Source organism: Trichocoleus sp. DQ-A3 (genome assembly GCF_039961975.1).
Lineage (GTDB): Bacteria > Cyanobacteriota > Cyanobacteriia > Cyanobacteriales > FACHB-T130 > FACHB-T130.
Genome location: NZ_JAMPKC010000010.1, coordinates 109,076 through 131,907 on the forward strand (window position 1 = coordinate 109,076; position 22,832 = coordinate 131,907).

At 43.9% G+C, this 22,832-nt stretch carries 18 protein-coding genes, 1 other RNA gene and 2 pseudogenes; 15 read left to right on the top strand and 6 right to left on the bottom strand.

Translation table 11 applies throughout. The features are described from left to right. The first annotated feature begins 67 nt into the window (after positions 1–67). The 6 genes from NDI44_RS16495 (at position 68) to NDI44_RS16520 (ending at position 8,327) form a co-directional block, all read left to right on the top strand. Positions 68–1,099, top strand: coding sequence for a glycosyltransferase family 2 protein (locus NDI44_RS16495; protein WP_190411174.1), 1,032 nt, complete (start codon positions 68–70; stop codon positions 1,097–1,099). Positions 1,100–1,152: 53 nt separating this feature from the next. Further along, positions 1,153–2,091 carry a beta-1,6-N-acetylglucosaminyltransferase gene (locus NDI44_RS16500; protein WP_190411175.1) on the top strand — a complete coding sequence of 313 codons (939 nt, stop codon included), beginning with the start codon at positions 1,153–1,155 and terminating at the stop codon, positions 2,089–2,091. Between the two features lie 17 nt (positions 2,092–2,108). Further along, positions 2,109–3,131 carry a glycosyltransferase family 2 protein gene (locus NDI44_RS16505; protein ID WP_190411176.1) on the top strand — a complete coding sequence of 341 codons (1,023 nt, stop codon included), beginning with the start codon at positions 2,109–2,111 and terminating at the stop codon, positions 3,129–3,131. Positions 3,132–3,251: 120 nt separating this feature from the next. Then, complete coding sequence (locus tag NDI44_RS16510; RefSeq protein WP_190411177.1) at positions 3,252–4,049, top strand: FkbM family methyltransferase; 798 nt, start codon at positions 3,252–3,254, stop codon at positions 4,047–4,049. Between the two features lie 914 nt (positions 4,050–4,963). Next, positions 4,964–5,929: a beta-1,6-N-acetylglucosaminyltransferase gene (locus tag NDI44_RS16515; protein WP_190411178.1), complete on the top strand. Its 966-nt coding sequence runs from the start codon at positions 4,964–4,966 to the stop codon at positions 5,927–5,929. Between the two features lie 79 nt (positions 5,930–6,008). Next, on the top strand, positions 6,009–8,327 hold the full coding sequence (locus tag NDI44_RS16520; protein ID WP_190411179.1) for a hypothetical protein: 2,319 nt from the start codon (positions 6,009–6,011) through the stop codon (positions 8,325–8,327). Between the two features lie 363 nt (positions 8,328–8,690). Here NDI44_RS16520 and NDI44_RS16525 read toward each other — a convergent pair whose 3' ends face one another. Both NDI44_RS16525 and NDI44_RS16530 read right to left on the bottom strand, forming a co-directional pair. Beyond that, positions 8,691–9,488, bottom strand: coding sequence for a WecB/TagA/CpsF family glycosyltransferase (locus tag NDI44_RS16525; protein WP_190411180.1), 798 nt, complete (start codon positions 9,486–9,488; stop codon positions 8,691–8,693). Positions 9,489–9,739: 251 nt separating this feature from the next. Then, the gene (locus NDI44_RS16530; RefSeq protein WP_190411181.1) at positions 9,740–10,303 is read right to left on the bottom strand and encodes a 2'-5' RNA ligase family protein; all 564 of its coding nucleotides are present in this window, start codon (positions 10,301–10,303) and stop codon (positions 9,740–9,742) included. A gap of 59 nt (positions 10,304–10,362) precedes the next feature. Between NDI44_RS16530 and NDI44_RS16535 the strand changes: the two genes are divergently transcribed. The 3 genes from NDI44_RS16535 to NDI44_RS16545 all read left to right on the top strand — a co-directional run bounded on the left by NDI44_RS16535 (position 10,363) and on the right by NDI44_RS16545 (position 11,288). Then, a complete protein-coding gene (locus NDI44_RS16535; RefSeq protein ID WP_190411182.1) occupies positions 10,363–10,629 on the top strand; it encodes a YciI family protein in 267 nt (88 codons plus the stop codon). Positions 10,630–10,691: 62 nt separating this feature from the next. Continuing rightward, positions 10,692–10,788: signal recognition particle sRNA small type (gene ffs, locus NDI44_RS16540), an RNA gene on the top strand. Between the two features lie 110 nt (positions 10,789–10,898). Beyond that, positions 10,899–11,288, top strand: a complete 390-nt coding sequence (locus tag NDI44_RS16545; RefSeq protein ID WP_190411183.1) for a phasin family protein — start codon at positions 10,899–10,901, stop codon at positions 11,286–11,288. Here NDI44_RS16545 and NDI44_RS16550 read toward each other — a convergent pair. Next, entirely contained in the window at positions 11,285–11,428 is a 144-nt protein-coding gene (locus NDI44_RS16550) for a hypothetical protein (protein ID WP_190411184.1), read from the bottom strand. The two genes, NDI44_RS16545 and NDI44_RS16550, sit on opposite strands and share 4 nt — an antisense overlap. 89 nt (positions 11,429–11,517) lie before the next feature. On the opposite strand from NDI44_RS16550, the gene NDI44_RS16555 reads away from it, so the two are divergent. The 3 genes from NDI44_RS16555 to NDI44_RS16565 all read left to right on the top strand — a co-directional run bounded on the left by NDI44_RS16555 (position 11,518) and on the right by NDI44_RS16565 (position 14,376). Continuing rightward, positions 11,518–11,931 carry a hypothetical protein gene (locus tag NDI44_RS16555; RefSeq protein ID WP_190411185.1) on the top strand — a complete coding sequence of 138 codons (414 nt, stop codon included), beginning with the start codon at positions 11,518–11,520 and terminating at the stop codon, positions 11,929–11,931. 124 nt (positions 11,932–12,055) lie between these two features. After that, a complete protein-coding gene (queF, locus tag NDI44_RS16560; RefSeq protein WP_190411186.1) occupies positions 12,056–12,487 on the top strand; it encodes a preQ(1) synthase in 432 nt (143 codons plus the stop codon). A gap of 227 nt (positions 12,488–12,714) precedes the next feature. After that, positions 12,715–14,376, top strand: a complete 1,662-nt coding sequence (locus tag NDI44_RS16565; RefSeq protein WP_190411187.1) for a glycosyltransferase family 39 protein — start codon at positions 12,715–12,717, stop codon at positions 14,374–14,376. A gap of 68 nt (positions 14,377–14,444) precedes the next feature. Here the strand turns inward: NDI44_RS16565 and NDI44_RS16570 are convergent, their stop codons facing one another. Continuing rightward, complete coding sequence (locus NDI44_RS16570) at positions 14,445–15,869, bottom strand: cytochrome c biogenesis protein (protein ID WP_190411188.1); 1,425 nt, start codon at positions 15,867–15,869, stop codon at positions 14,445–14,447. Positions 15,870–15,922: 53 nt separating this feature from the next. Then, positions 15,923–16,657 carry a cytochrome c biogenesis protein CcdA gene (locus tag NDI44_RS16575; RefSeq protein WP_190411189.1) on the bottom strand — a complete coding sequence of 245 codons (735 nt, stop codon included), beginning with the start codon at positions 16,655–16,657 and terminating at the stop codon, positions 15,923–15,925. A 658-nt stretch (positions 16,658–17,315) separates the two neighbouring features. Between NDI44_RS16575 and NDI44_RS16580 the strand changes: the two are divergent. From NDI44_RS16580 to NDI44_RS16590, 3 genes and pseudogenes are all read left to right on the top strand, one after another. Then, positions 17,316–17,786, top strand: a pseudogene (locus tag NDI44_RS16580) (PAS domain-containing protein); the annotation flags it as partial. 699 nt (positions 17,787–18,485) lie between these two features. Further along, a pseudogene (locus NDI44_RS16585) lies at positions 18,486–19,955 on the top strand (ATP-binding protein); the annotation flags it as partial. Continuing rightward, a complete protein-coding gene (locus tag NDI44_RS16590; RefSeq protein ID WP_190411191.1) occupies positions 19,952–21,475 on the top strand; it encodes a response regulator in 1,524 nt (507 codons plus the stop codon). The pseudogene NDI44_RS16585 and the gene NDI44_RS16590, both read left to right, overlap by 4 nt. Positions 21,476–21,597: 122 nt before the next feature. Here NDI44_RS16590 and NDI44_RS16595 read toward each other — a convergent pair whose 3' ends face one another. Further along, the gene (locus tag NDI44_RS16595) at positions 21,598–22,785 is read right to left on the bottom strand and encodes an FtsW/RodA/SpoVE family cell cycle protein (RefSeq protein WP_190411238.1); all 1,188 of its coding nucleotides are present in this window, start codon (positions 22,783–22,785) and stop codon (positions 21,598–21,600) included. Between the last annotated feature and the right edge of the window lie 47 nt (positions 22,786–22,832).

The window sequence follows — 22,832 nt, forward strand, 5'->3', positions numbered from 1 at the left end:
GGCAGTTAATCACAAGGAAGTGCTGGCTGTAGCAAATATTATTTTTTCACAATTTTTCAAAATTAAAATGAAAAAAATTTCTGTCATAATTCCGGTCTATGGAGTCGAAAAATATATAGCTGCTACAGTGCAATCAGTTTTAGACCAAACCTACAAACATTTTGAACTTCTAATTATTGATGATGGTTCTCCCGATCAAAGTGTAGAAATTTGTCAGCAATTCACAGATCCTCGAATTCAGATTATTCGCCAGCAGAATAGCGGGGTTTGCGCCGCTCGAAATACAGGAATTCGCCATGCTCAAGGAGAATATCTTGCTTTTTTAGATGGAGACGATCTGTGGTTACCAGAAAAGCTGGAAAAACATATTGAGCATCTAGAAAATTCACCAACTGTCGGGCTTAGCTTTAGCCGCTCTGCTTTTATTGACGAAGCGGGGCAGCCATTAGGTATCTATCAAATGCCTAAACTCAAGGATATTGCTCCACCCTTGATCCTCTGCCGTAACCCGATTGGAAATGGCTCAGTTCCGGTGATTCGGCGAGAGGTTTTTGAAGCTATTAAGTTTCAAGATGCTCCTCAGGGTACTGCAAAAGATTGTTATTTCGATGAAAGATTGCGACATTTTGAAGATGTCGAATGCTGGCTTCGCATTTCCTTAAAGACTAATTGGCAAATCGAAGGCATTCCTGAAGCTTTGACGCTGTACCGAGTTAATTCCGGAGGGGCTTCAGCAAATCTGCTCAAGCAGTTAGAAGACTTGGAAAAGGTGCTGGAAAAAACCCGCTCCTATGCTCCAGATTTGATTGCTCAGTATGGAAACCCAGCTAAAGCCTACGAGTTGCGGAAATTAGCCCGGTGGGCAGTCCGGCTGAAAGCTGCCCCAACCGCTGTAGACATGGCTCACCGCGCCTTATCTACCCACTGGCGCATGATTCTTGACGAACCCCGGCGGACACTTTTGACGTTGGGAGCTGCCTATTCGCTGTGGCTACTGCCACGTCCTCTCTACCGCCAGATGGAAAGTTTTGCCTTAAAAATGACAGGAGCCGCCCAAAAACGACGCATTCTTCAAGATCGTTCCCGTCAATTGGCATAACGATAGAACCTTTTTTATAAACACCCGCTCGCCATCAAAATAGGTTGCAGAATATGAGGGTTGTCTACCTAATCCAAACCCATACCAATCCGGAGCAAATTTATCGGCTGGTTAAAGTTATTAAAAAGTCCAGTAATGACTCTTATATAGTGATGAGTCATAACTTTAATGCTAGTCAAATAGATGTAGAACTCTTCGAGAGTTTACCGAATGTTAAAGTACTGAGAGCCAAGAAAGTTGGAAGAGGCGATTTCTCAATTACCCAAGCTTATTTGGATGTTGTTGACTGGATTTTAACCCAGAATATTCAATTTGATTGGCTAGCTAATCTCACAGGTCAAGACTATCCGACTCAATCGCTCTCAAAATTTGAGAATTTTCTGGCTGCAACCGAGTACGATGGATTTTTTGATTATTTTAATGTGCTTTCTGATAAGTGTACTTGGGGAGCTAAAGACGGGCGCGATCGCTACTTCTATCAATACTGGTGGTCAGGTATAGAATTAGCCAAGTGGCAAAGAGCCTTATTCAAACCTTTTCGAGTTCTTATTAATAATGTTCAGCCTTTTGTGCGGATTGATTCTTCCTATGGACTCATCATCGGGCAACGGGCCGCTTCAGCTCCATTTAATGACAAATTTGTATGCTATGGAGGCTCTTACTTTAAAACAATTTCTAGACAATGCATTCAATACATTCATGATTTTTGCTCTGTCAATCCTGATTTGGTGAACTACTACAAGAAAGTTCGCCTTCCCGATGAATCTTTTATGCAAACCATCTTATTAAATAGTGGGTTGTTTAATTTTTATCCCCGCAATATGCGCTATATTGATTGGGAGAACAGCCGACACGGTCATCCCCGCATCCTCACATCTGAAGATTTTCCAAATTTAATTAAAGATAAATATTACTTTGCTAGAAAATTTGACATGAACCGGGACAGCAAAGTATTAGATATGCTTGACGAAAGAATTTTTCAAGCAACTTAAAGAAAATGGTACTTTTCATGAAAAAATTTTCGGTTATTATTCCAGCCTACGGAGTAGAAAATTATATAGCTGCTGCAATTGAATCGGTTCTAGCTCAAACATACAAAAATTTTGAAATTATTGTAGTTGATGACGGCTCTCCCGATAGAACTGTAGAAATTTGCCAGCAGTTTATAGACCCTAGAATTAAAATCGTTAGCCAGAAAAATAGAGGACTCGCTGGAGCAAGAAACACTGGAATCCGCCATGCTCATGGCGACTATTTAGCTTTTTTAGATGGCGATGACCTTTGGCTACCGGAAAAATTAGAGAAACATCTCGAACATTTAGATAATTCCTCGATGGTAGGGATTAGCTTTAGCCGTTCTGCTTTTATCGATGCAACAGGAAATCCCTTGGGTACGTATCTGATGCCCAAGTTCAAGGACATTACACCACCCGATTTACTTCGCGACAATCCAGTTGGAAATGGTTCTGCTCCCGTAGTTCGGCGAGAGGTATTTGAAGAGATTAAATTTCAAGATAATCTTTACGGGACTGTTGAAGATTTTTATTTTGATGATAATTTTCGTCAGGCAGAGGATATAGAATGCTGGCTTCGCATCCTCCTCCAAACCAACTGGCAAATTGAGGGGATTCCTGAAGCGCTGACACTGTATCGGGTAAACGCGGGAGGTCTTTCAGCTAGTTTGCTGAAGCAATTAGAAGCTCTCGAAAGGGTAATTGAAAAAACACGCTCCTACGCTCCAGAATTAATCGCTGAATGGGAAAACCCTACTAAAGCATATCAACTGCGATATTTAGCGAGAAGTGCAGTCCGTTTAAAAGCAGGCTCAATGGCTGTGCAGCTAATGCACCGAGCCTTGGCTGCTCACTGGCGCATCCTTTTGGAGCAACCCCGCCGCACGCTGATGACCTTAGCAGCTGCCTACTTGCTCTGCTTCTTACCCCATCCTGTTTATTACCAAATAGAGGCTCTTGCTGCCAAAATGACTGGGCTTATTCAAAGACGCCGTATTCTTCAAGATCAGTCTAGCTAATCTTTATAATCAACATTTTTATACTTCTAATAAAATTAATCTAACTGCTTCAATAAAACCTTGACGTTGCATTAATTGATGTTAGTATAGTGGCGTCTTAGTGACTGGAGCAGCTAGACCATGAAAATTTTCTTAGAAATAAAAAACTTTTTCAAAGAAACAATTAAGGGTTCATTTCTCGATCCGGTCGTTAGACCATTTTTAGATATAGTAAATCCTCCTAGACGCAGTGACATTCTTAATAGACAAGACAATGCTTTCACGATTGAAATAATGTCTTGTGTTTTAGCAAAAGACTCAAACTGTATTGATGTTGGTTGTAACACGGGCGATTTACTTGACAAAATTTTACAGTTTTCACCTCTAGGATTTCATTATGCATTTGAGCCAATACCACGGTTAGCCAGTAGGCTTAGAAAAAAATTTCCAACTGTTGAGGTAAGAGAAACAGCTTTGAGTGATTCGGAGGCAGAAACTACTTTTTGGTATGTAGTGAATGCTCCTGCTGTAAGTAGCCTGGATAAAGAATGCTGTAAAAGCCATATTCCTGATGCACTTATGGAACCAATCACTGTTAAAACTCAGAGACTTGATGATGTATTAGCCCCAGACCTTAAGATTCATTTCATCAAGGTAGATGTAGAAGGGGTAGAATTGCAGGTTTTTAGAGGTGCTATCAGAACATTAAAAACTTATAAACCTTACTTAGTTTTTGAAAGTGGCTTAATTAATTCTCAAGAATGGGTTGATGGCACATTGAAAGACGGAAAATGGCACGATAGCAGAATTTATGATCTGCTTGTCAATGAGTGTGGTCTAAAAATTTTTAAGCTAAAAAATTGGGTAGATGGTTTAGCTCCGCTGAGTCGGGATGAATTTCTAAAATCTTCTGCTTGGAATTTTTTAGCAATGCCTTAGTAACAGAAAAATTTGCCTGAATACTTTTTGAGCTATCTGCAAAGTGGCAATTAGCTAATTTTCTAGTACTTTTTATTATGCTAGTTTTGTGCAGGCAAGATTGGTATTGCTTGTTACTGTTATTTTAATTTTAAAGGAAATATATTAATGTTTTACTTTAGGCGGACAAATCGCATAAGTAAAGTCTATCTTAAGGGGGACGCTTGCAAGATAGGCACTGTAACAAGATGTAAAGCGTAAAGCGACTAGGATTGCAAGCGTGGCTTGAGTCCCTTAAAGAGTTCCTTAGACTGGGATTTTAATTATGACCATAGCTGTAAATGTAAAAAATTGGGTGCAACGAAAAGGTCATAGCCTGTCGTGAAGAATCTAATTTTGTACACCATTACTGAATTTGGACATGGTTAAAAGACAGAGATTTTTTTCCTAGGGTACAGAGTTTAGTATCTATGTCTATGTGGGTGAAACAATAAAACAAGGTTCGGTTGAAAACCGGGAACCAAATAAACCCACATTTCGTCTATATACCAGGTGTACTATTTACCATTCTGAACTTAACTATTCTAGAGTGCCTGATTTCCAGTGAAAGCACCTATTTACTGCTGTTTTAACTTTGTCGATGCTATTGCAGTTAAACAGTTTTAGTTAAGTTTTTGAACACAGATTTCTCTGTCAATTTATGACTTTGCTTGCACAAAATCACCAGTATTTATTATGCAGGCATTTCTAGTTTGACAATTGTTGCAAATTTTGTTGTTACCGCATAGAGAGCAGATAATCAGGTTTTTTTAATACCTTGACCTGGTTGAATCTAGCTATCTCTACTTAGGGTACATCCGAAGTGTTATGCACAACACTTTGGCAGATTGCTGCGTTCACTTTTTCGTGCAGTTGTTTTCTGGAGGTTGAAGATCGTGAAAGTTTTATATCTGATTCAAAGTCATAAAAATCCCGAACAGATTTTTAGACTAGTGCAAACTCTAAAAAAATCAAGTCCCCAATCTCAGATATTGATTAGCCATGACTTTAGGGGTTGCCATTTAGACGTAACGGCCTTTCACGAATTCCCAGGAGTGAATGTAATTAGGGGTACGGGAGGACGAGGAGATTTTTCCATTGTTCAAGGTTATCTGAATGCCATTGACTGGCTTTTTAGCCATAATGTTGAATTTGATTGGCTTGCCAATATTACAGGCCAAGACTATCCGATTCAACCGCTACCAAAAATTGAGAAGTTTCTTGCGGAATCACTTTTTGATGGCTTTTTAGAGTATTTTGATGTACTTTCAGATTTAGAGGGAAATCTTTGGGGAAGCCGGGAAGGTAGCGATCGCTATCTCTATCAGTACTGGCGTTCGGGTCAATATTTACCACTGTGGAAACGCGCTATCGTCAAAATTCCTCGCATGGTCATTAATAATGTCCAGCCTTTGGTGAGAATAAATTCTTCCTATGGGCTGATGCTAGGAGTTCGTACGACTTCATCTCCATTCAATGAAAACTTTAAATGCTATGCAGGGTCTTACTTCAAGACTCTATCGAGGAAGTGTGTCGAATATTTACATCATTTTTGCCAGCATAACCCCGATCTAATTAATTACTATAAAAAGACTTGTATTCCTGATGAATCTTTTGTCCAAACGGTTTTAGTCAATAGCGGGCAATTTCATTTGTGTAACGACTATAAACGCTATATTGATTGGACTGGGACTCGCCACGGTCATCCTCGTACTCTAAATGCTGAAGATTACTCAGCAATTATAAGAAGGGACGTTCACTTTGCCCGAAAATTCGATATGACGCAGGACAGCAGAATTTTAGATATGCTTGATGCAAGAGTTTTAAAAGAAAGTAGCCCAGTCACCTTAGGCATTAGTTAAGACTTAACCCGTCAAATCTGTATAGTCAGCTATAATTCCTTAGTTGGAAGTAGCTGATTATGAGATTTGAGGCTCAACGATGTTTAATGCAGCTATTAATCATTGGTCAACCATTGAAGCGATCGCTAATGTTACATTTGCAGGGCTGGCAAGCGTCCAACCAGTTCTGACTAGCTTATTAGTCTTCGCCATCGGGATTTGCCTCGCCCATATCGCCTTCAAGCTGATTACTAAATTTAGCGCCCAACCAAGCCTTTCGTTAGCTCGAACGGTTCGCTTTGCTGTCATTGCTCTGTTTGCCACAGTCGCACTTCAGCACATCTGGCTTGCTAGCAACATCCTTAACGGTGCATCAGGACAGGCAGAAGTCGTCATTTCCCGCAATTACCGAACCAATGTGTCTTTGGGGGAGACGAATGTTGCAATAGGCGGAGGGGGCTATGTTACGGGTATTTTTCTGCATCCGCTACAGAAGGATCTTGTTTACATCAAAACTGATGTGGGTGGCTTCTATCGTTGGAATTCAGTAAATAAAAGCTGGGTACCGCTAACTGACCACTTTCCACTAGAGAAGAGCAATTACTACGGCGGAGAAGCCCTAGCCCTCGATCCAAAAGATCCAAATATTATTTATATTGCCGCAGGCAAATACGTCTGGGATGAGCCTGGAACTATCTTTAAGTCTAACGATCGAGGTACAACCTGGAAAAAGCTGGATTTGGACTTGCCAATGGGCGGCAACCAAGATAGGCGGGAGGTAGGAGAGAGACTCGTCATCAATCCGTTTAATTCCAAAATGATTTTATTTGGTTCGCGGCGCGATGGGCTTTGGAAATCTTCAGATGCTGGCGCGAACTGGACTAAAGTGACTTCTTTTCCCGGAAAGCCGGAAAAAGATATCGGCATCACAGCAATTGTCTTTGACAAAGATAAGCCTGGCTTAGTCTATGCCAATGCCTATGGTGATGGAATTTATAAATCTACTAACACAGGCATTACCTGGAGCAAGATTGACGGAAGCCCAAAAAAAGCGATGCGGCTAGTGACAAGTCGCAATAACACTCTCTACACAACAATTAATGGAAGTCCTGGAGTTAGAAAGTATACAGATGGAGATTGGAAAAACATTACTCCACAAGGCTCCAAAGAGGATTTTAATGGGTTGAGCATTAACCCTGCTAATCCTAAAGATATTCTTGTTGCTACAAAAGAGAGAAAAAATACTAAAATTTACCGCTCATTCGATAGCGGAACTACATGGAAAGAGCAGAAGCGATCGCTTAACAATACCGTTCCTTGGTGGTCTAGCTATATGCTCTCCAATCCTTCTGTCTCTGCGATTGAGTTTGACCCCCACGTTTCTGGAAGAGTTTGGTTTACCGATTGGTACGGAATATGGCGGACAGACAATATTAACAAACAACCCTCTGCCTGGACGAACTATCAAAAAGGACACGAAGAGCTTGTCACCTTCACCTTAACTGCGCCTCCGAGTGGCGCGTTGTTGTTGAGTGGGGTGGCAGATGTAGACGGGTTTTACCACAACAAGGGATTAGACAATTATCCATCTAAAACCTTTAGTGCTAGTGGCCCTTCGTTCCAGGATACCTACAGCATTGCCTACTATGAAAAAGCTCCCCTGCAAATGGTGCGCGTTGGCGGTAATCGCTGGAACAATACTTATTCGGGAGCAACTTCGACAGACGGCGGCTTAACTTGGAAAGAATTTGCTTCATTTCCAAAAGACACGATGCCGATGCGTATAGCGATGTCAGCAACTAATCCAAAGTTATTTGTTGTCACTGTTAGTGGAGATAAAGCTCTCCGCACAGATGATGGAGGCGCTTCGTGGAAAGAAGTTACTGGCTTACCCAAGGGTTCCAAGGGACCTTGGAATTGGTCTTTGCCGCTGGCAGCAGACAAAGTGGATGGTAACACGTTTTATTACTATAAGAATGGCAAATTCTATCAAAGTACCGATGGAGGTTTGTCTTTTAAAGTCGTGAATTCATCACTTCCCGATGAAAGTTGGCACTCGCTAAGAACCGTATCTGGAGTTAAAGGTGAAATTTGGCTGAGTCTCGATAAGAAACAACTTTACCATTCGACAGACGGTGGCAAGACCTTCTCTAAGATGAATGCAGTTAAGAGATCCTATTTGTTTTCTTTAGGAAAACCACAGCAGGGAAGCACGATTCCAGCACTGTATGTATACGGAGAAATTAATAATATGGGCAAAGGAATCTTCCGTTCTCTCGACAGAGGGAAGACATGGCAAAGGATTGGTAATCCGAAAAATCCGATTGGCAATAGCCCAAATGTGATGGAAGCAAGCTTGCAGCAGTTTGGTTTAGTTTTTATTGGTACAAATGGCAGAGGAATTTACTATGGCAATTAGTAATCCAGCAGGAACATCCTCCTAAGGCGGCAAGCAAATACATCTCGTGACGCAGTTGTAGCGAAGGGGTTCGGAATGCGCTCGGCCCTTACAATCTATTTAGAACCCCAGCCTTACCCGTTTATCGGAAAGAAAGAGCTTGAGGAAAGGTGGGAGAAATTTCTCAAGTAGTCTAATTCAAGTAGTCTAATCGCCTGCCAAGATATCTCATCACAAAAATAGACGTTCCGGGGAACGTCCATCATGCAACCATAAATTTTAACAGAAAGCCTATAGCTGCTAAGGCTGCTTACCCTACGACAAGCAAGCTACAGCATCACAACAATAGGTACTTTACAAACGTCCCTTCAAATAAGAATTTTTTTATTCCCACTTAACTCGTTCTAATTTCACAGATTTCTTCTCTGCCTGAAAAGGCTTTTTATAAAGGTTAAGCTTTTGTTTCAAAATTAACCAGAAGAAAGGCATATCGTCTATTAAATATCTTTTCCATAACCTTTGTGGCTCGGATAAGAGTCTATGTAACCACTCTATTCCTGCGTCGCTCATCCACTGTGGAGACCTTGGTTTATGACCTGCTTCAAAGTCAAGAGATGCGCCAACAGACAAGAAAACTTTGATATTGGGTAATTTATTTTTATACTTCAATATCCACTTTTCTTGTTTAGGGGCACCGACGCCAATGGCTAAGACTGTAGCGCCTGACTTATTAATCCTGTCAATAATTTCTAGGCATTCTTTTTCGCTCTTTTCAAATCCGAAAGACGGCGAATGAGAAGCGACTATAATATTTCTGCCTACTTGGTTATTGATTCGCTCTTGAGCTTTACGAGCCACCCCTTCAGCAGCACCCAGCAAGAAAATCTTAACGCTTTCATTGTCCTTGTGGTGCATATAGAAAGCGGGAAATAAATCTGAACCCGACAGTTTTTCTTTAATCGGCGTTCCCAAAAATTGAGAAGCGTACAATACTATTTGACTGTCACACACTTTATAAGTAGCGATATTGTAAGCTTTGTAGAAATCTCCATCGGTTTGCAGCTTCATCAGGTGGTCTACGTTTGGCGTAAATACGATACCACCTTCCCGATCGAGTTTGGTTAATAGCTCTGCTCTTGACAAGTTGTCAATGGATACATTAAGTACATTAACTTTTTTCATTGACTCCTCTCACTTTAGCAATCTACTCGTGTGGGGACAGCACACTAATAACAACACAATAGTGAGAGTCAAGCTTGCACTACCTCTACCAGGAGAGAGGACAAATCTTTATCAACGTTTATTCCCTCGGATAGATTGGAAAATTGAGTGAACAAGATTCGCTATTATAGTGAGGGTTTTTCTGAGCGAAAGAAAAAAGGTTGCGATCGCGCCACAACCAGCCGCAACCTTGGCTGAAAGGCTTGCCCTGTTTACCTCCGGCGCGCTAAACAAGGGAATTCGGCGCTCACTTCCCATCGTTCCCCTGTATGAATCAGTAGGGTTAGCTGAGCAGCAGTGAACTCAAACTCTAACGATCGCCCCTGAAATTCAGGCCATGCCGCATGAAAGTTTTGCCGTGTCAAGTCTCTAAAGGCAACAGTCATGTGAGGAGCAAAGGGACGCTGCTTGGAAACCGCATCGACAATTCCCAAGTTTGTCTCCATATCGGTCATTAAATCGGCTTGTAACGCTAGCAGTTCCGGCGTCTTAAGAACATTGATGTAAATAACACGGGGTGGAAAAGCTCCAAACCCTTTCAGGGTAATGAAGACAGGTGAACGATGGGAAGCAAACGTTCTCAAGCATTCTTCCAGCACTGGCACTGCCTCTACCTGCCATTCAAACGGCGGTTGCAGCGTGATATGCGGGGGAGATTTCTGGGCACCTTTGCTAGCATAGGTTTGGGCGAAGTGCTGCTGAATCTCTTTGGCGTAGTCTTGAATCTCTTGCGGCGGCAAGAGAGCGATAAAGAAGCGGCGTTTTGTATTGTCCAAGAACTTCCAGCGGTAGTTTACTTGTTAAATAGATATAGCCAGATAAGGGAAGAAAGTGAATGCCCTGGTTTGTAAAGATTGAAGAAGGCATCGTTGATAAACCGATCTTTGATAAATCTGTACCGGCGCACAAAGCTTATGTCCAGGATTTGATTACCAAAGGATATCAGGCGCGTAGCGGCTACTGGCTGGAACGGCGAGGCGGCATGATGCTATTTGAGGCGTCTTCACTGGAGGAGGCGCGCGCAATTGTCTCACTCGATCCGCTGGTGCAAAACGGCTGCGTCAAGTATGAACTTTATGAGTGGCGAGTGGTTGCCGAATAAAAGCGAATCCTTGATTGCCGCCAGAGGTTTCAATTTTCAGTGAATGATGTTATGCTTTAGATGATCTGGACCCATGCGATCGCAACGCCTAAACCTTGTCAGAACCGGAAGGTAGCAGCAACACGGGATGCTTGTGATAGGCGTGGTATCCGGATCACCCGAATCGCCGCCTCGCCCTCGTTTGCCTTGTAATTGGTGGGCAGTTTCTCGATTTCACGCTTATGCTGGAATCAGCAGATACTTGCAGATTAAAGGAGCGACTTATTGCGATGGCTGGTTTTGGAGATATTGTTCAAAAAGCGTTTTACTTAGGGGTTGGCTTAGCTGCCTGTGCGGGTGAGAGAGCTGGGGGAAAGTTAACTGAGTTGCGATCGCAAGCTCAAAAGCTAGCCGATGAAATGGTAGCAAAAGGCGAGATGACAACAGACGAAGCTCGCCGGTTTGTCGATGATATGATGAAACAAGCCCAGCAGGCACCCGTTGAGCCATCTACTAGCAGCACCCAACCCGGTGAGCCGCGGCGGATTGAAATTCTCTCAGAAGATGAAGAGCCAAAGTCGGCAGCAGCTCCAAATGCGGCTCCAAATAATGATGTGGACGCGATGCGCCAACAGGTGCAAGCACTACAGGACGAACTGCGTCGGCTAAAGCGCGATTAGCTTTGCAGTAATGAACGATGAACTGCGAACAGCCGAATCGTTAGCTGCATAGGCAAGAGCGAGTCGCTGCGAAGAGCATCACACGCCTTGCGATCGCGCAAGGCAACGGGTGCTAATCTATAGCATTGCGATCGCATCATTGATTCGCACTATTTAGAATAGAGTTGCAGATTAATTGGCGTCATCGCGTCGCCGGTAAAAACTAAGCCTTTTGTGCTGAGTATCCAAAATGGAAGAGTGGCAAAAAGATTTTTTCGAGATGATGGAAGCAGTTGCTGATGAAGTAGAGCAATTCTTCATTGGCATCACAGAAGTAGTAGACGCTGTTGCCGAAAGCGTGCAAACTACAATTGCAACCGATCTCAATCAGTGTTTGCAAGAATTATTTGAACCAATCGCTGAAATTTATTTAGAATTTGAAGAAATTGTAGGCGAAGGCGAGCAGCCTTTTTCCTATATGGTGGATACTGTTGAACCCACCCCACAAAAAAATCCTGCATGTATGGGTTGTCACCATTACCACGGACAAGCTTATGGCGGAAATTTGTTAGTCTGCGCCATGCATCCCTATGGCTGGGATGATAAAAATTGTCCGGATTGGGAAGGTAGCACAGACCCGTTCAACTCTAGAGATATTTTTTGAAGAAAGCAGGTGAAGAAGGCTGAAAAGCTTGACCTGCATTCATGTTCAAAAGTTATTAGTCCTTTGTTTGTTATAAATGACTAATAACTAATGTTTAATGACCCACGTTTGCTAAGCACTACTGATGAGTCAGTCGCCAACACAACAACAATTATCACCTGAAACGCCGCTCTCGGAAATGAAATACGGTGAGCGCAATATTGCTGAAGGACAATTAATTACCTTCCCCAATCCGCGAGTCGGACGCCGCTACGACATTCACATTACTCTGCCAGAGTTTACCTGTAAGTGTCCGTTTTCTGGCTATCCTGACTTTGCCACCATCCATATTACCTATGTTCCCGATCAAAGGGTAGTGGAACTGAAGGCGATCAAGCTTTATATCAATAGTTACCGCGATCGCTACATCTCCCACGAAGAATCCATCAATCAAATTTTGGATGACTTTGTGGCAGCTTGCGATCCTTTAGAAGCCACTATCAAAGGGGATTTCGCGCCCCGCGGTAATGTTCACACAGTCATTGAAGTGCGTCATCAGAAGTCCTCTGACGCCTAGATAGCAGCAAAAAAATTCACTTGCATCTGGCTACTTCCACCTGGTTTAAAAATTATCTTTTTCAGAAAGCCCGTCCAACGGGCTTTCTGCTTTGTGTCATCAAAAGTCTATCTTATCGGCTCAAAAAATAGACACAATATCAGTCTCAGGGTGAATGATAACTTCCATTGGCACGCCTAACATTTCGCAGAGCTTAGCGGCTTTTTAGATTGCGAAATGGAGGTTTCATGACAGTTGCACAAAGTCTTAACTATGTTAAGAATAGGTTAACTCAGACAAAGCTACTTCCTCCAACTTGGTTACAATTTTTTATCATTGTCGTGCTGGTACTGGGAGTATTTTTTCGATTCGTCAACCTGGATCGCAAAGTTTACTGGGGCGATGAGACTTTCACTTCATTACGGATTGCCGGTTACAGCAAGGCAGAATTCGCCCAAGAAGTCTTTGATGGACAGGTGATGGGGGTCGAAGAATTACAGAAGTTTCAACAACCCAATTCGGAAAAAGGTGTAAGCGGAACCATCAACTCGATAGTGGTCGATACTCCCCAGCATCCGCCCCTCTATTTTTTGATGGCAAGATTTTGGGTACAACGATTTGGCTATTCACCAGGGATAATCAGAAGCTTGTCCGCCTTAATTAGCTTGCTAGCGTTTCCTTGCATCTATTGGCTATGCCAAGAATTATTTGGATCTTCCTTAGCAGGATGGATAGCGATCGCACTCATTGCCGTCTCCCCGTTTCAAGTTCTCTACGCCCAGGAAGCACGACCTTATAGTCTGTGGATTGTGGCAATCTTACTATCAAGTGCGGCACTACTGCGAGCGATGCGGATGGGAAATAGAGACACCAAAACCCTTATTTCCACTTGGGGGCTGTATGCAGCAACGCTAGCACTGGGAATTTATACCCAGTTATTTTTTGCGCTAGTTGCGATTGGACATGGCATTTATTTATTGACAATCGAAAAATTCCGATTCACTAAAACAGTCTTTGCCTATTTGCTGGCATCTTTGGCTGGTTTGCTCACATTTGTGCCTTGGCTTTTAATTCTAATTGCTAATTCATCTACCGTTGAAAAGACAACAGATTGGTCTCGCCAGAAAGAAAGCCTGTTTTCTTGGGTGAAAGCTTGGACTCGCAATATCACTCGGACATTTCTTGATACAGATCCAGCAGGAGGAGTGATTGAGTTTGGATTTAACAATCAATGGACAGAATTTATCCGACTGACACTGGTAGGAATGATTTTATTCCTGTCAGGATATGCAATTTATTTTTTGTGTCGTAACACCGGCAAGCAAGTTTGGTTATTTGTTTTAACTTTGCTTGGGGTAACTGCCCTTCCCTTTATTTCCAGAGATCTAATCTCCGGAGGAGGATTGTCAGGTTCAACTCGACATCTAGTTGCTGTTTATTTGGGGATTCAGCTAGCAATTGCTTACTTACTGGCTACTAAAATTAGTTTGCCTTCGAGAAGTGCAAAGGTACAAAAACTATGGCAATTTGTGCTTGTTGCAGTAGTTTCGAGTGGTGTTATATCCTGTGCCATCAGTTCTCAACAAGAAATCTGGTGGAATAAAGCTCTCTCTCAAACTGAATACAATCCAAAAGTAGCCCAAATCATCAACAAAACAGCTCATCCGCTTTTGATCAGCAATGAGAAACTAAACTTTTTTCTTCCTTTAACCTATGCACTGGAACCGAAAGTGCGGCTTCAATTAGTCGTTAAACCAAATGTGCCTCAGATTCCAGATGGGTTCAGTGATGTGTTTTTATACAGGAGTTCCAAGGAATTAAGAAAGGCACTACAAAAGCAAAACTACAAAATAGAGCCTGCATACCAAACGGGTCAAGTTTGGCTTTGGAAACTAGAAAAAAAGGTGTGAGTGGAAGACGTTATTTGTTGGTAGAGGCGTGATGAATCGCCCCTCTACCAACCCACATCAAAAATGGTTTAGGACTGGGTCGCGCTCGCTTCTATCTCAACAACTGGCACTTCCTCCTGAGACGGATGACTGACTCGATCCAAAATTTCCAACAGTTCCCGTTCAAAAGCAACCTGTGCGCGGTTAGTTCTGCCGCCGACATAGAAGCGAATCTCCTTCTGAGACGCTGCACTAACCCCTTCTTGTAGCGCCCAAATTTGCGAATGAGAAAAATAACTCATAACCACACCCAGCATCAGCAAACCAAAGCCAGCATAAACAAACGGGATACCCGGATCGGCTTTTATTTGCAAGCCAGTGCTGCCGATTACTTCATCAATGCTCAGCCTGACTCCATTCACAGGTACCGACATCCCGGGGCGAATAGTATTGATTAGCTGACCCTTTGGGTTATAAAGCATCAGCGTTCCCTGCAAATCCTTGGCAATTAAGGCAACGCCCTCACTCAAATCCGGTTTAGTGGGAATCCAAGTTCCCCAGATTCGGCCCTTGCTGACAGTATTTAATGACGCCATCGGCAACTGTAAAACTGGGCTATTATTCAGCCGCACCTGGATACCTGCAATTCCCCAGTCTGTTTGATAAAGCGTCACACCTCGGTAACGCAGCGGCTGATTGACGTGAATCGTTTGACGATCAACTTCTTGTCCTTGTTTATCCAAAACCGACAAATCGGAATAAAACTGGTCGATTCTGCCTTCAGGTGTATAGTCGATCCAAAAGCGATTTACCCGCACCGACCAATCTTTGGGAACTTGTGGCAGCGCCCAAGAACCAGCTTCGATGATATTTTTTATCTGAAATGTATCGCCGCTAGCAACCATTTCCTGGGCGACAAAACCCGTGATACTCCCCCAAATTGCGCCCCCCAGAATAATTAACATACTGGCATGAACAACAATTGGGCCAATCCGTCCCACCAGTCCTTTTCGGGCGTAAAGTTTATCTCCTTCTTGAAAAACTTTATAGCGTCGCTGCTGCAACAACTCGGTCAGTTTGTTTAGCGAACCTGTTTCTAGTTCCGCACTCAGGGCGAGTTTCTGAAATTGGCGGGGTTGGTCGTAAAACTTCCAGTGCTGTGCTGCTTTTAAAGCTGGAAACTGGCGGGTGAATGTACAGGCAGTTAAGCTGCTGCCAAACAAAATTAGGAGTGATAAGAACCACCAGGTGCGATAAACACGATCTAATCCGACTACCTGGATTACCTTCCAAGTCAGGAAACCAAACAAAGCGGGATGCTCTGGATAGTTCGCTTGGTAAAAAGCAGGCGACTGACCCTGCTCAATCACCGTGCCAGAGATGCTAAAAAGCGCGATCGCTAATAGCAACGCGATCGCTAACCGCAAATCTGCCAGTAATGGCAACAACTCCTGTCGCCAAAACCGATAGGAAGTTGACCCTAAGTTTGAGAAAAAAGAATTTTTTGCAGTCATTTTTTGATAATTGATAATTGGTAATTGGTAATAGCGAGTGCTTTTGATTACCTTTAACCAATTGGAATCCGAGACAGCAGCGAAAATACCCCAAATCCAACCAAAAGCACACCGCTAACGGGTGTAATCCAACTCGACCACTGGCGCAACTCTAGCAACTTCTTAATAGAGGCTGTAAAAGTTCCTGCCAAAATCAACGGTGCCACATAACCTGCTGTGTAGGATAGCAGCAAGACTGCACCTAATACCATGTCTTGCGTCGTGGCAACCCAACCCAGTAACGTTCCCAACACGGGAGTACTGCACGGGGACGCAACCACCCCAAAAGTTAGACCAATCAGATAGGAACGCACTCCCGCTGGTAATTCTTTAGAAATCCACTCCATCCCACCCCAAGCAGGCAACGGAAGGGGCAAAGCTTCTAGTAAATTTAGCCCCATTGCGATCGCAAGAATGCTCACCAGGATCGGCAAACCAAATCCTACTTGACCGTAGACGTTCCCCAGCAACGCCGCTAAGATACCAAGCCCTGCCAGCGTTGTTGCCAATCCCAAGGAAAACCAGGTAGCTTGGGCAGCTGCTTGGAGGCGGCTTTTGGTTTCATAGCCCCCGATGTAGCCAAGGGTGATGGGCAACATGGAAAGCATACAGGGGGTCAAACTGGTGAGCAATCCGGCTGCAAAGATAATGCCAATACTGATAACGCTGAGATGTTGCAGCTGGATAAAAACGAGACGGTTGGCAAATTCACTGAGTTCGTAAAGCTGGGTTTGCAGACTTTCAATCATGAGGAGGCTAGTTCGCGGAATGCTGATTCTGCTTGAATTTTAGCTTACTTGGAAGGGTAGAACCGGCGCGAAGGAAAGCGTCCGCATTGTTTGCTTGACAATAACACCCATCAATGTTTTTTATCAACGCAGGTTTCTCAAGAAATTTTTAACGCCGTTTCTATTAATTGCCCCATTAAGCTTGCAGCGAGTCTTTTATTCAAATGTTCTTAATTCAGTCGGCGGATGCATTAAATTGAATAGTTCTTTAGTTGGATTGACCCAGGAAACCCAACACCTGTGAGGGTTACGCTATCGATAACCCATCCTACAAATCATTAATCCAGCCTACTGATTGTCAAGCCTAAAAAAGAAAATTTTTACTTTTTTCATAAAGGAATAATATTTTTTTTGTATTTCTTAACATTAAAGAACATTCAACATTAGAGCTTTTTTCCAAATTTAGGGAATCCTAAATACGGACACTAGGAGCCTATATTATTCCTCCTTTCCTTGGCAGAGGGATGACTTCGCCAACGAACTGCGAGCATCATTGACTATTTAATTGGAAACTCCAAGAAGGTCGAGGAGAGTGCTATGTCCGTGTTGAATGTTGAATTTGAGCCGCTTAACTTAATTTCGATATATCTAAAACCAAAAGGTATAGAAGGAGGAATAGATGGTTACAAGTTATAGACGCAGTAAAACCAGTACCGGCAAATTGCAGAATCAAGAATCCTTGAAACTGCGTCAGCAAATTGCCGAGCTAGAGCAGACACTAGCCGATTGCAAGGAGGTCGAGAAAGAACTGCGTCAACGGGCGGAGATGTATGCACAAGTCTTAGATGCCATCCCAAATTTAGTAAAGTGCCAAAACTCCCAATCGCGCCTAGTTTATGCCAACAAAGCATTTTGCGACTTTTACGGCATGACACTGGAACAGCTTTGCGATCGCGATCCGACAGATATTCCTCTAAATAACCGGGATGCTACCCAACAGTCTGTCGTGGATGACGCCTATGTCGTGAATACCGGGCAGACGCTCCACATCTCTCAAGAACCTGTAACTCGTTACGATGGGCAAGTCTATTTATTTGACATCGTTAAAGTCCCTATTTTTAATGCTGAAGGCGAAGCTGTCAAAGTTGTGGAGTCCAGTCACGTAGCTTTAGGTGGCAACCTCTCCGACTCAGCCTTAATAGAAGTCAATTCAGCAGATATCCGGGGAGAACAGCGAGATAAATTAACCAACTCTCTCACTTATTTAAATAGCCAAATTATCGAGCGCAGGCAAGCAGAACAAGCCTTACAGGATCTGATCGCCGGAACCGCCTCAGTTACGGGCAAAGATTTCTACCCGGTGTTTGCACAGCATCTAGCCGCAGCGCTTGGAGTTCGCTACGTTATCGTGGCAGAAGCATCCGCCTGGGAGGACGATACACCTGTCCGAGCCAAAGTGCTTTCCTTTTGGAATTCAGACAAATTGGGTGACAACTTTGAGTACGACTTAGTCCATACTCCTTGCGAAAGCATCTTTACACAAGAGACTCTGGTTGAAAACAACGGCATCAGTTGCTATCCCCAAAACGTCCAGTCATTCTTCCCCAAAGGCGAAGCTTTAGCGGCTTTGGGAGGAGAGTGTTTCCTGGGAGTTGCCCTTTTAGATTCAACATCCAGTAAGCCAATTAGTCATATTTGCTTTATCGATGATAAGCCCCTCGTGCAGGAGCAACGGGCAAAATCAATTATGAGCCTCTTTGGAGCACGAGTTAGCGCCGAACTGGAGCGCCAGTGGGCTGAGGAAGCGCTAGAGCGATCGCAAATACAACTGAAACTTTCCCACGAGCAACTAGAAAACTACAACCGGATGCTGGAGGGGAAAGTCCAAAAGCGAACGCTAAAACTGCAACAAGAAATACGCGATCGCCAAAAAGCCGAACAAGCCGCCCAATCTGCCAACCGCGCCAAAAGCGAATTTCTCGCTAACATGAGCCACGAACTGAGAACCCCCCTCAACGGCATCCTCGGCTATGCCCAAATCTTCAAACGAGACAAAACCTTAAATGAGCCGCAAAAAGATGGTTTAGGCGTCATTCACCAGTGCGGCGAACATCTATTAACCCTGATCAACGACATCTTAGACCTCTCCAAAATAGAAGCCCGGAAAATGGAACTCCACTTGAGTCACTTTCATTTTCCCCAATTCCTGGAAGGCATCGTCGAACTGTGCCGCATTCGTGCCCAACAAAAAGACATCTACTTAACTTACCAACCCACCGCCCCACTTCCTTTAGCAGTCCAGGGCGATGAAAAACGCTTGCGGCAAGTCTTAATCAACTTACTTAGCAACGCGATCAAATTTACAACCACCGGCGGCGTCACCTTCCAAGTCAGCTATCAAGACGGAACATTTCGGTTTCAAGTAGAAGATACCGGCGTCGGTATGGCACCAGAGCAATTAGAAGAAATATTCTTACCCTTCCACCAAGTCGGAGAGCGCGATCGCAAAAGTGAAGGCACCGGCTTAGGCTTAGCAATTAGCCGTCAATTAGTACAAATGATGGGCGGCGAAATCAAAGTTAATAGCATCTTAGGGAAAGGTAGCGTTTTTTACTTTGATTTAGATTTACCCTCCGTTGACCAGTGGGCAGATATCGCCCAAATAGATGAACGCCCGATCATTGGTTATTTGGGCGACAAACGCAAAGTTCTCATCGCCGACGATCAATGGGAAAATCGTTCGATTCTCGTAAAAATGTTAGAGCCATTAGGGTTTGAAATTATGGAAGCCACTGATGGGTTCGACTGCATAACCAAAGCACAGGAGTGGCAACCTCATGTAATTTTTATGGACTTAATGATGCCCACCCTCAATGGCTTAGAAGCCACTCGTCGAATCAGAAAGTTACCCGATTTAACGGTCGTTGTGATTGCGACTTCAGCCAGCGTTTTTGATCGCGATCAACAACAGAGCTTTCAAGCCGGTTGTAACGATTTCCTGGCAAAACCTATCCGAAACCAGGAACTTTTAGAAAAGGTACGAGGTTATTTGGGGCTGTCATGGGTTTATGAAAAAATTAAAAATAAAGAATTCTTGAAGCCTTCCGCAGCGATGGTGCCTCCGCCTGTAGAGGAAATCGCGGCTCTCTTCGATCTCGCAATGATGGGCGACCTCAGAGGGATTGCCAAGCGAACCGCTCAACTGGAACAGATGAATCAGGACTGGATACCGTTTGCCAGCCATTTACGTCAATTAGCCAAGGGCTTTGAAGAAAAACAAATTTTGGAATTTATCAAACAATATAGAGAAAATAAATGAGCGTAGAAATTCCCCACAAAGGCATAATCTTAATTGTTGATGATACTCCTACAAACTTAGGGGTTTTATTCGACTTTTTGGCGGATTCTAGCTTCAAAATTTTGGTAGCTCGGGATGGCGAAAGTGCTATTCAAAAGGGGGAATACGCCCTGCCGGATCTCATCTTATTAGATGTACTGATGCCGGGAATGGATGGGTTTGAAACTTGCCGTCAACTGAAAGCTAATCAAGTTACGAAAGATATCCCTGTGATTTTTATGACGGCGCTTTCCGAGACGGTCAATAAGGTTAGAGGTTTAAGCCTGGGAGCGGTCGATTATATTACTAAACCACTTCAGCATGAAGAAGTTTTAGCTCGCATTACTGTCCAACTGAGTATCCAGAGTTTAACAAAGAAACTGAAAGAACAAAATGTGCTTTTGGAACAAGAAATTCAAGAACGTACAAGGGTAGAAAAAGCACTCTTACAGCTCAAAGAAGAACTAGAAGAACGGGTAGAGGAAAGAACCCTTGAACTTTCCCACTCTAATGCTCTGCTGAAACAAGAGATTCAAGAGCGGATTTCTACAGAAGCAGTATTACAACAATCAGAGGCACGCTATCGAGAACAAGCGCATCAGCTAGAACTCGCCTTTCGCCAACTCCAACAGACTCAAGGTCAACTGATCCAAAGCGAACAACTGGCTAGTTTAGGACAGTTAGTCGCCGGTGTTGCTCATGAAATGAATAACCCGGTCAACTTTATCTACGGCAATATTACTCACGCAGAGCGCTATACCCAAGACCTGCTGTACCTGCTGAATCTTTATACCAAGGAATTAACCAATCCGGGGCCAACTATCTTGGAGGAGGCTCAGGCAATTGACCTGGAGTTTCTGGTTGAAGACCTGCCAAAACTACTGGGTTCGATGAAGATTGGGGCTGAGCGCATCCGCGAGATTGTCCAGTCATTGCGGAATTTCTCTCGCGTGGATGAGGCTCAGATGAAGCCAGTGAACATTCACGATGGGCTAGACAGCACTCTGCTAATTTTGAACAACCGGCTGAAATCCAAGGCTGACTATCCGGGGATTCAGATCGTTAAAGAGTATGGCAAGCTGCCTCCTGTAGAGTGTTATGCAGGTCAAATGAACCAGGCATTTATAAATGTGCTGTCGAGTGTGATTGATGCTTTGGAGGAGTATGACCATAAGCGATCGCCTGAAGAAATACACTTCTCCCGCAGTACCATTCGGATTTGTACCGAAGTAACTGACCGTGGCTTTGTGACGATTCAGATTATAGATAATGGCCCTGGTATAGCGGAGGAAGTCCGCCCTCACCTGTTTGACCCCTTCTTTACGCCGAAAACGAATGGCAAAAGCACGAAGGTTGGGTTGTCCCTTACCTATCAAATCGTCGTGGACAAACATGGTGGACAGATGCAGTGTAATTCAGCGCCCCGAGAGGGTACGGAATTCATCATAGCGATTCCGATTCGACAGAATCTTCAGAAAACGCCTTCGTTCGAGTCAATGTAATGTCAACGTCATCAGGGAAAAGCATTTAACTGGCACAGTCAATTCTGGTAGTGGGTAATGGAAATTATCCTCACCTAAAACCTCTCTTTCAATTTGTGCAATTTAGATATATGACAGACAACTTATTGTTCTCGGCGTCGCCGCCTAGCCGCAGACCGACGTCCTTGCAGCGACACAATTTCTGCTTCGCTACTTTCCCGCGCCACGCGAATCAGCAGCCCAGCGGCAATCAAACTCGCAATCATTGAATTGCCACCATAACTAAACAGCGGCAAGGGCAAACCCGTAGTAGGTAGGACACCAGTCGCAACGCCAATATTTAGTAGTGACTGCCCCACCATCAAAATCATGGCTCCAATCGCCACCAGCCGGTGAATGGGATTTTGCGCCTTTATCGCCACAATTAGCGCCAGCGCTGCATAAGCCATCAGCAGCAACAGCAGCAGCAAACTGCCTGCAAAGCCAAATTCTTCTGCGTACACCGCAAAGATAAAATCGGTGTATTGAATCGGCAAATAAAACAGCTTCTGTTGCGATAGCCCAAAACCAGACCCCCAGGTGCCGCCAGAACCAACTGCCAGTAAACTTTGAATCAGCTGGTATCCGTCTTGCATGGGGTCAGCCCAAGGATTCAAAAAAGACATTATCCGACGACGCTGATATTCTTTCACGCTGATACTGATTGTCGCCAAGAGCACCCCGCCCAGCGCTGTTCCTCCCAAGTAGGAATAAGGCAACCCAGCAGCAAGTGCAATTAGCCACAAAGTCATCCCGCAAAGTGCGGTTGTACTTAAGTTGGGCTGTAGCAAAATTCCCAAAAGCACGCAGCAAAAAATAAACAGCCAGGTCAAGCGGACTTTCCACGTTAGTCTGTCCCAATGCCCAAAAATCCGAGCGCCTTGCAACACCAGGAACGGCTTGATCAACTCAGAGGGTTGAAGTGGAAATGGCCCCAAGGCTATCCAACGGGTTGCGCCATTGGTGGTGGTTCCCACTCCTGGAATCAGGGTGATGAAAATCACTCCCAACAGGAGTATGACAAACCAATCAGCGATTTCTAGAACAGAACGTAGGGGGAAGTTCACCACCAGGTTAAAGGCTACTAGCCCCAGGATGACTGAGATGATTTGGCGCTTGAAGTAGTACATCCCATCTCCAAACTCAGCATCTGCGCTGGGATAGGACGCCGAAAATAGCACGACTAACCCGATAAACAGCCAGAGGAAGGTGAGCCACCGCAACAATCTGGCATCTATTGCCCAATCCTGGGCAGAGGAATTAAAAACAGGAATTAGCTGGCGTAAATTCACAGCGACTTGGCGTATAGGTAACATTCAGCGGCAAGGAATCACAAAGC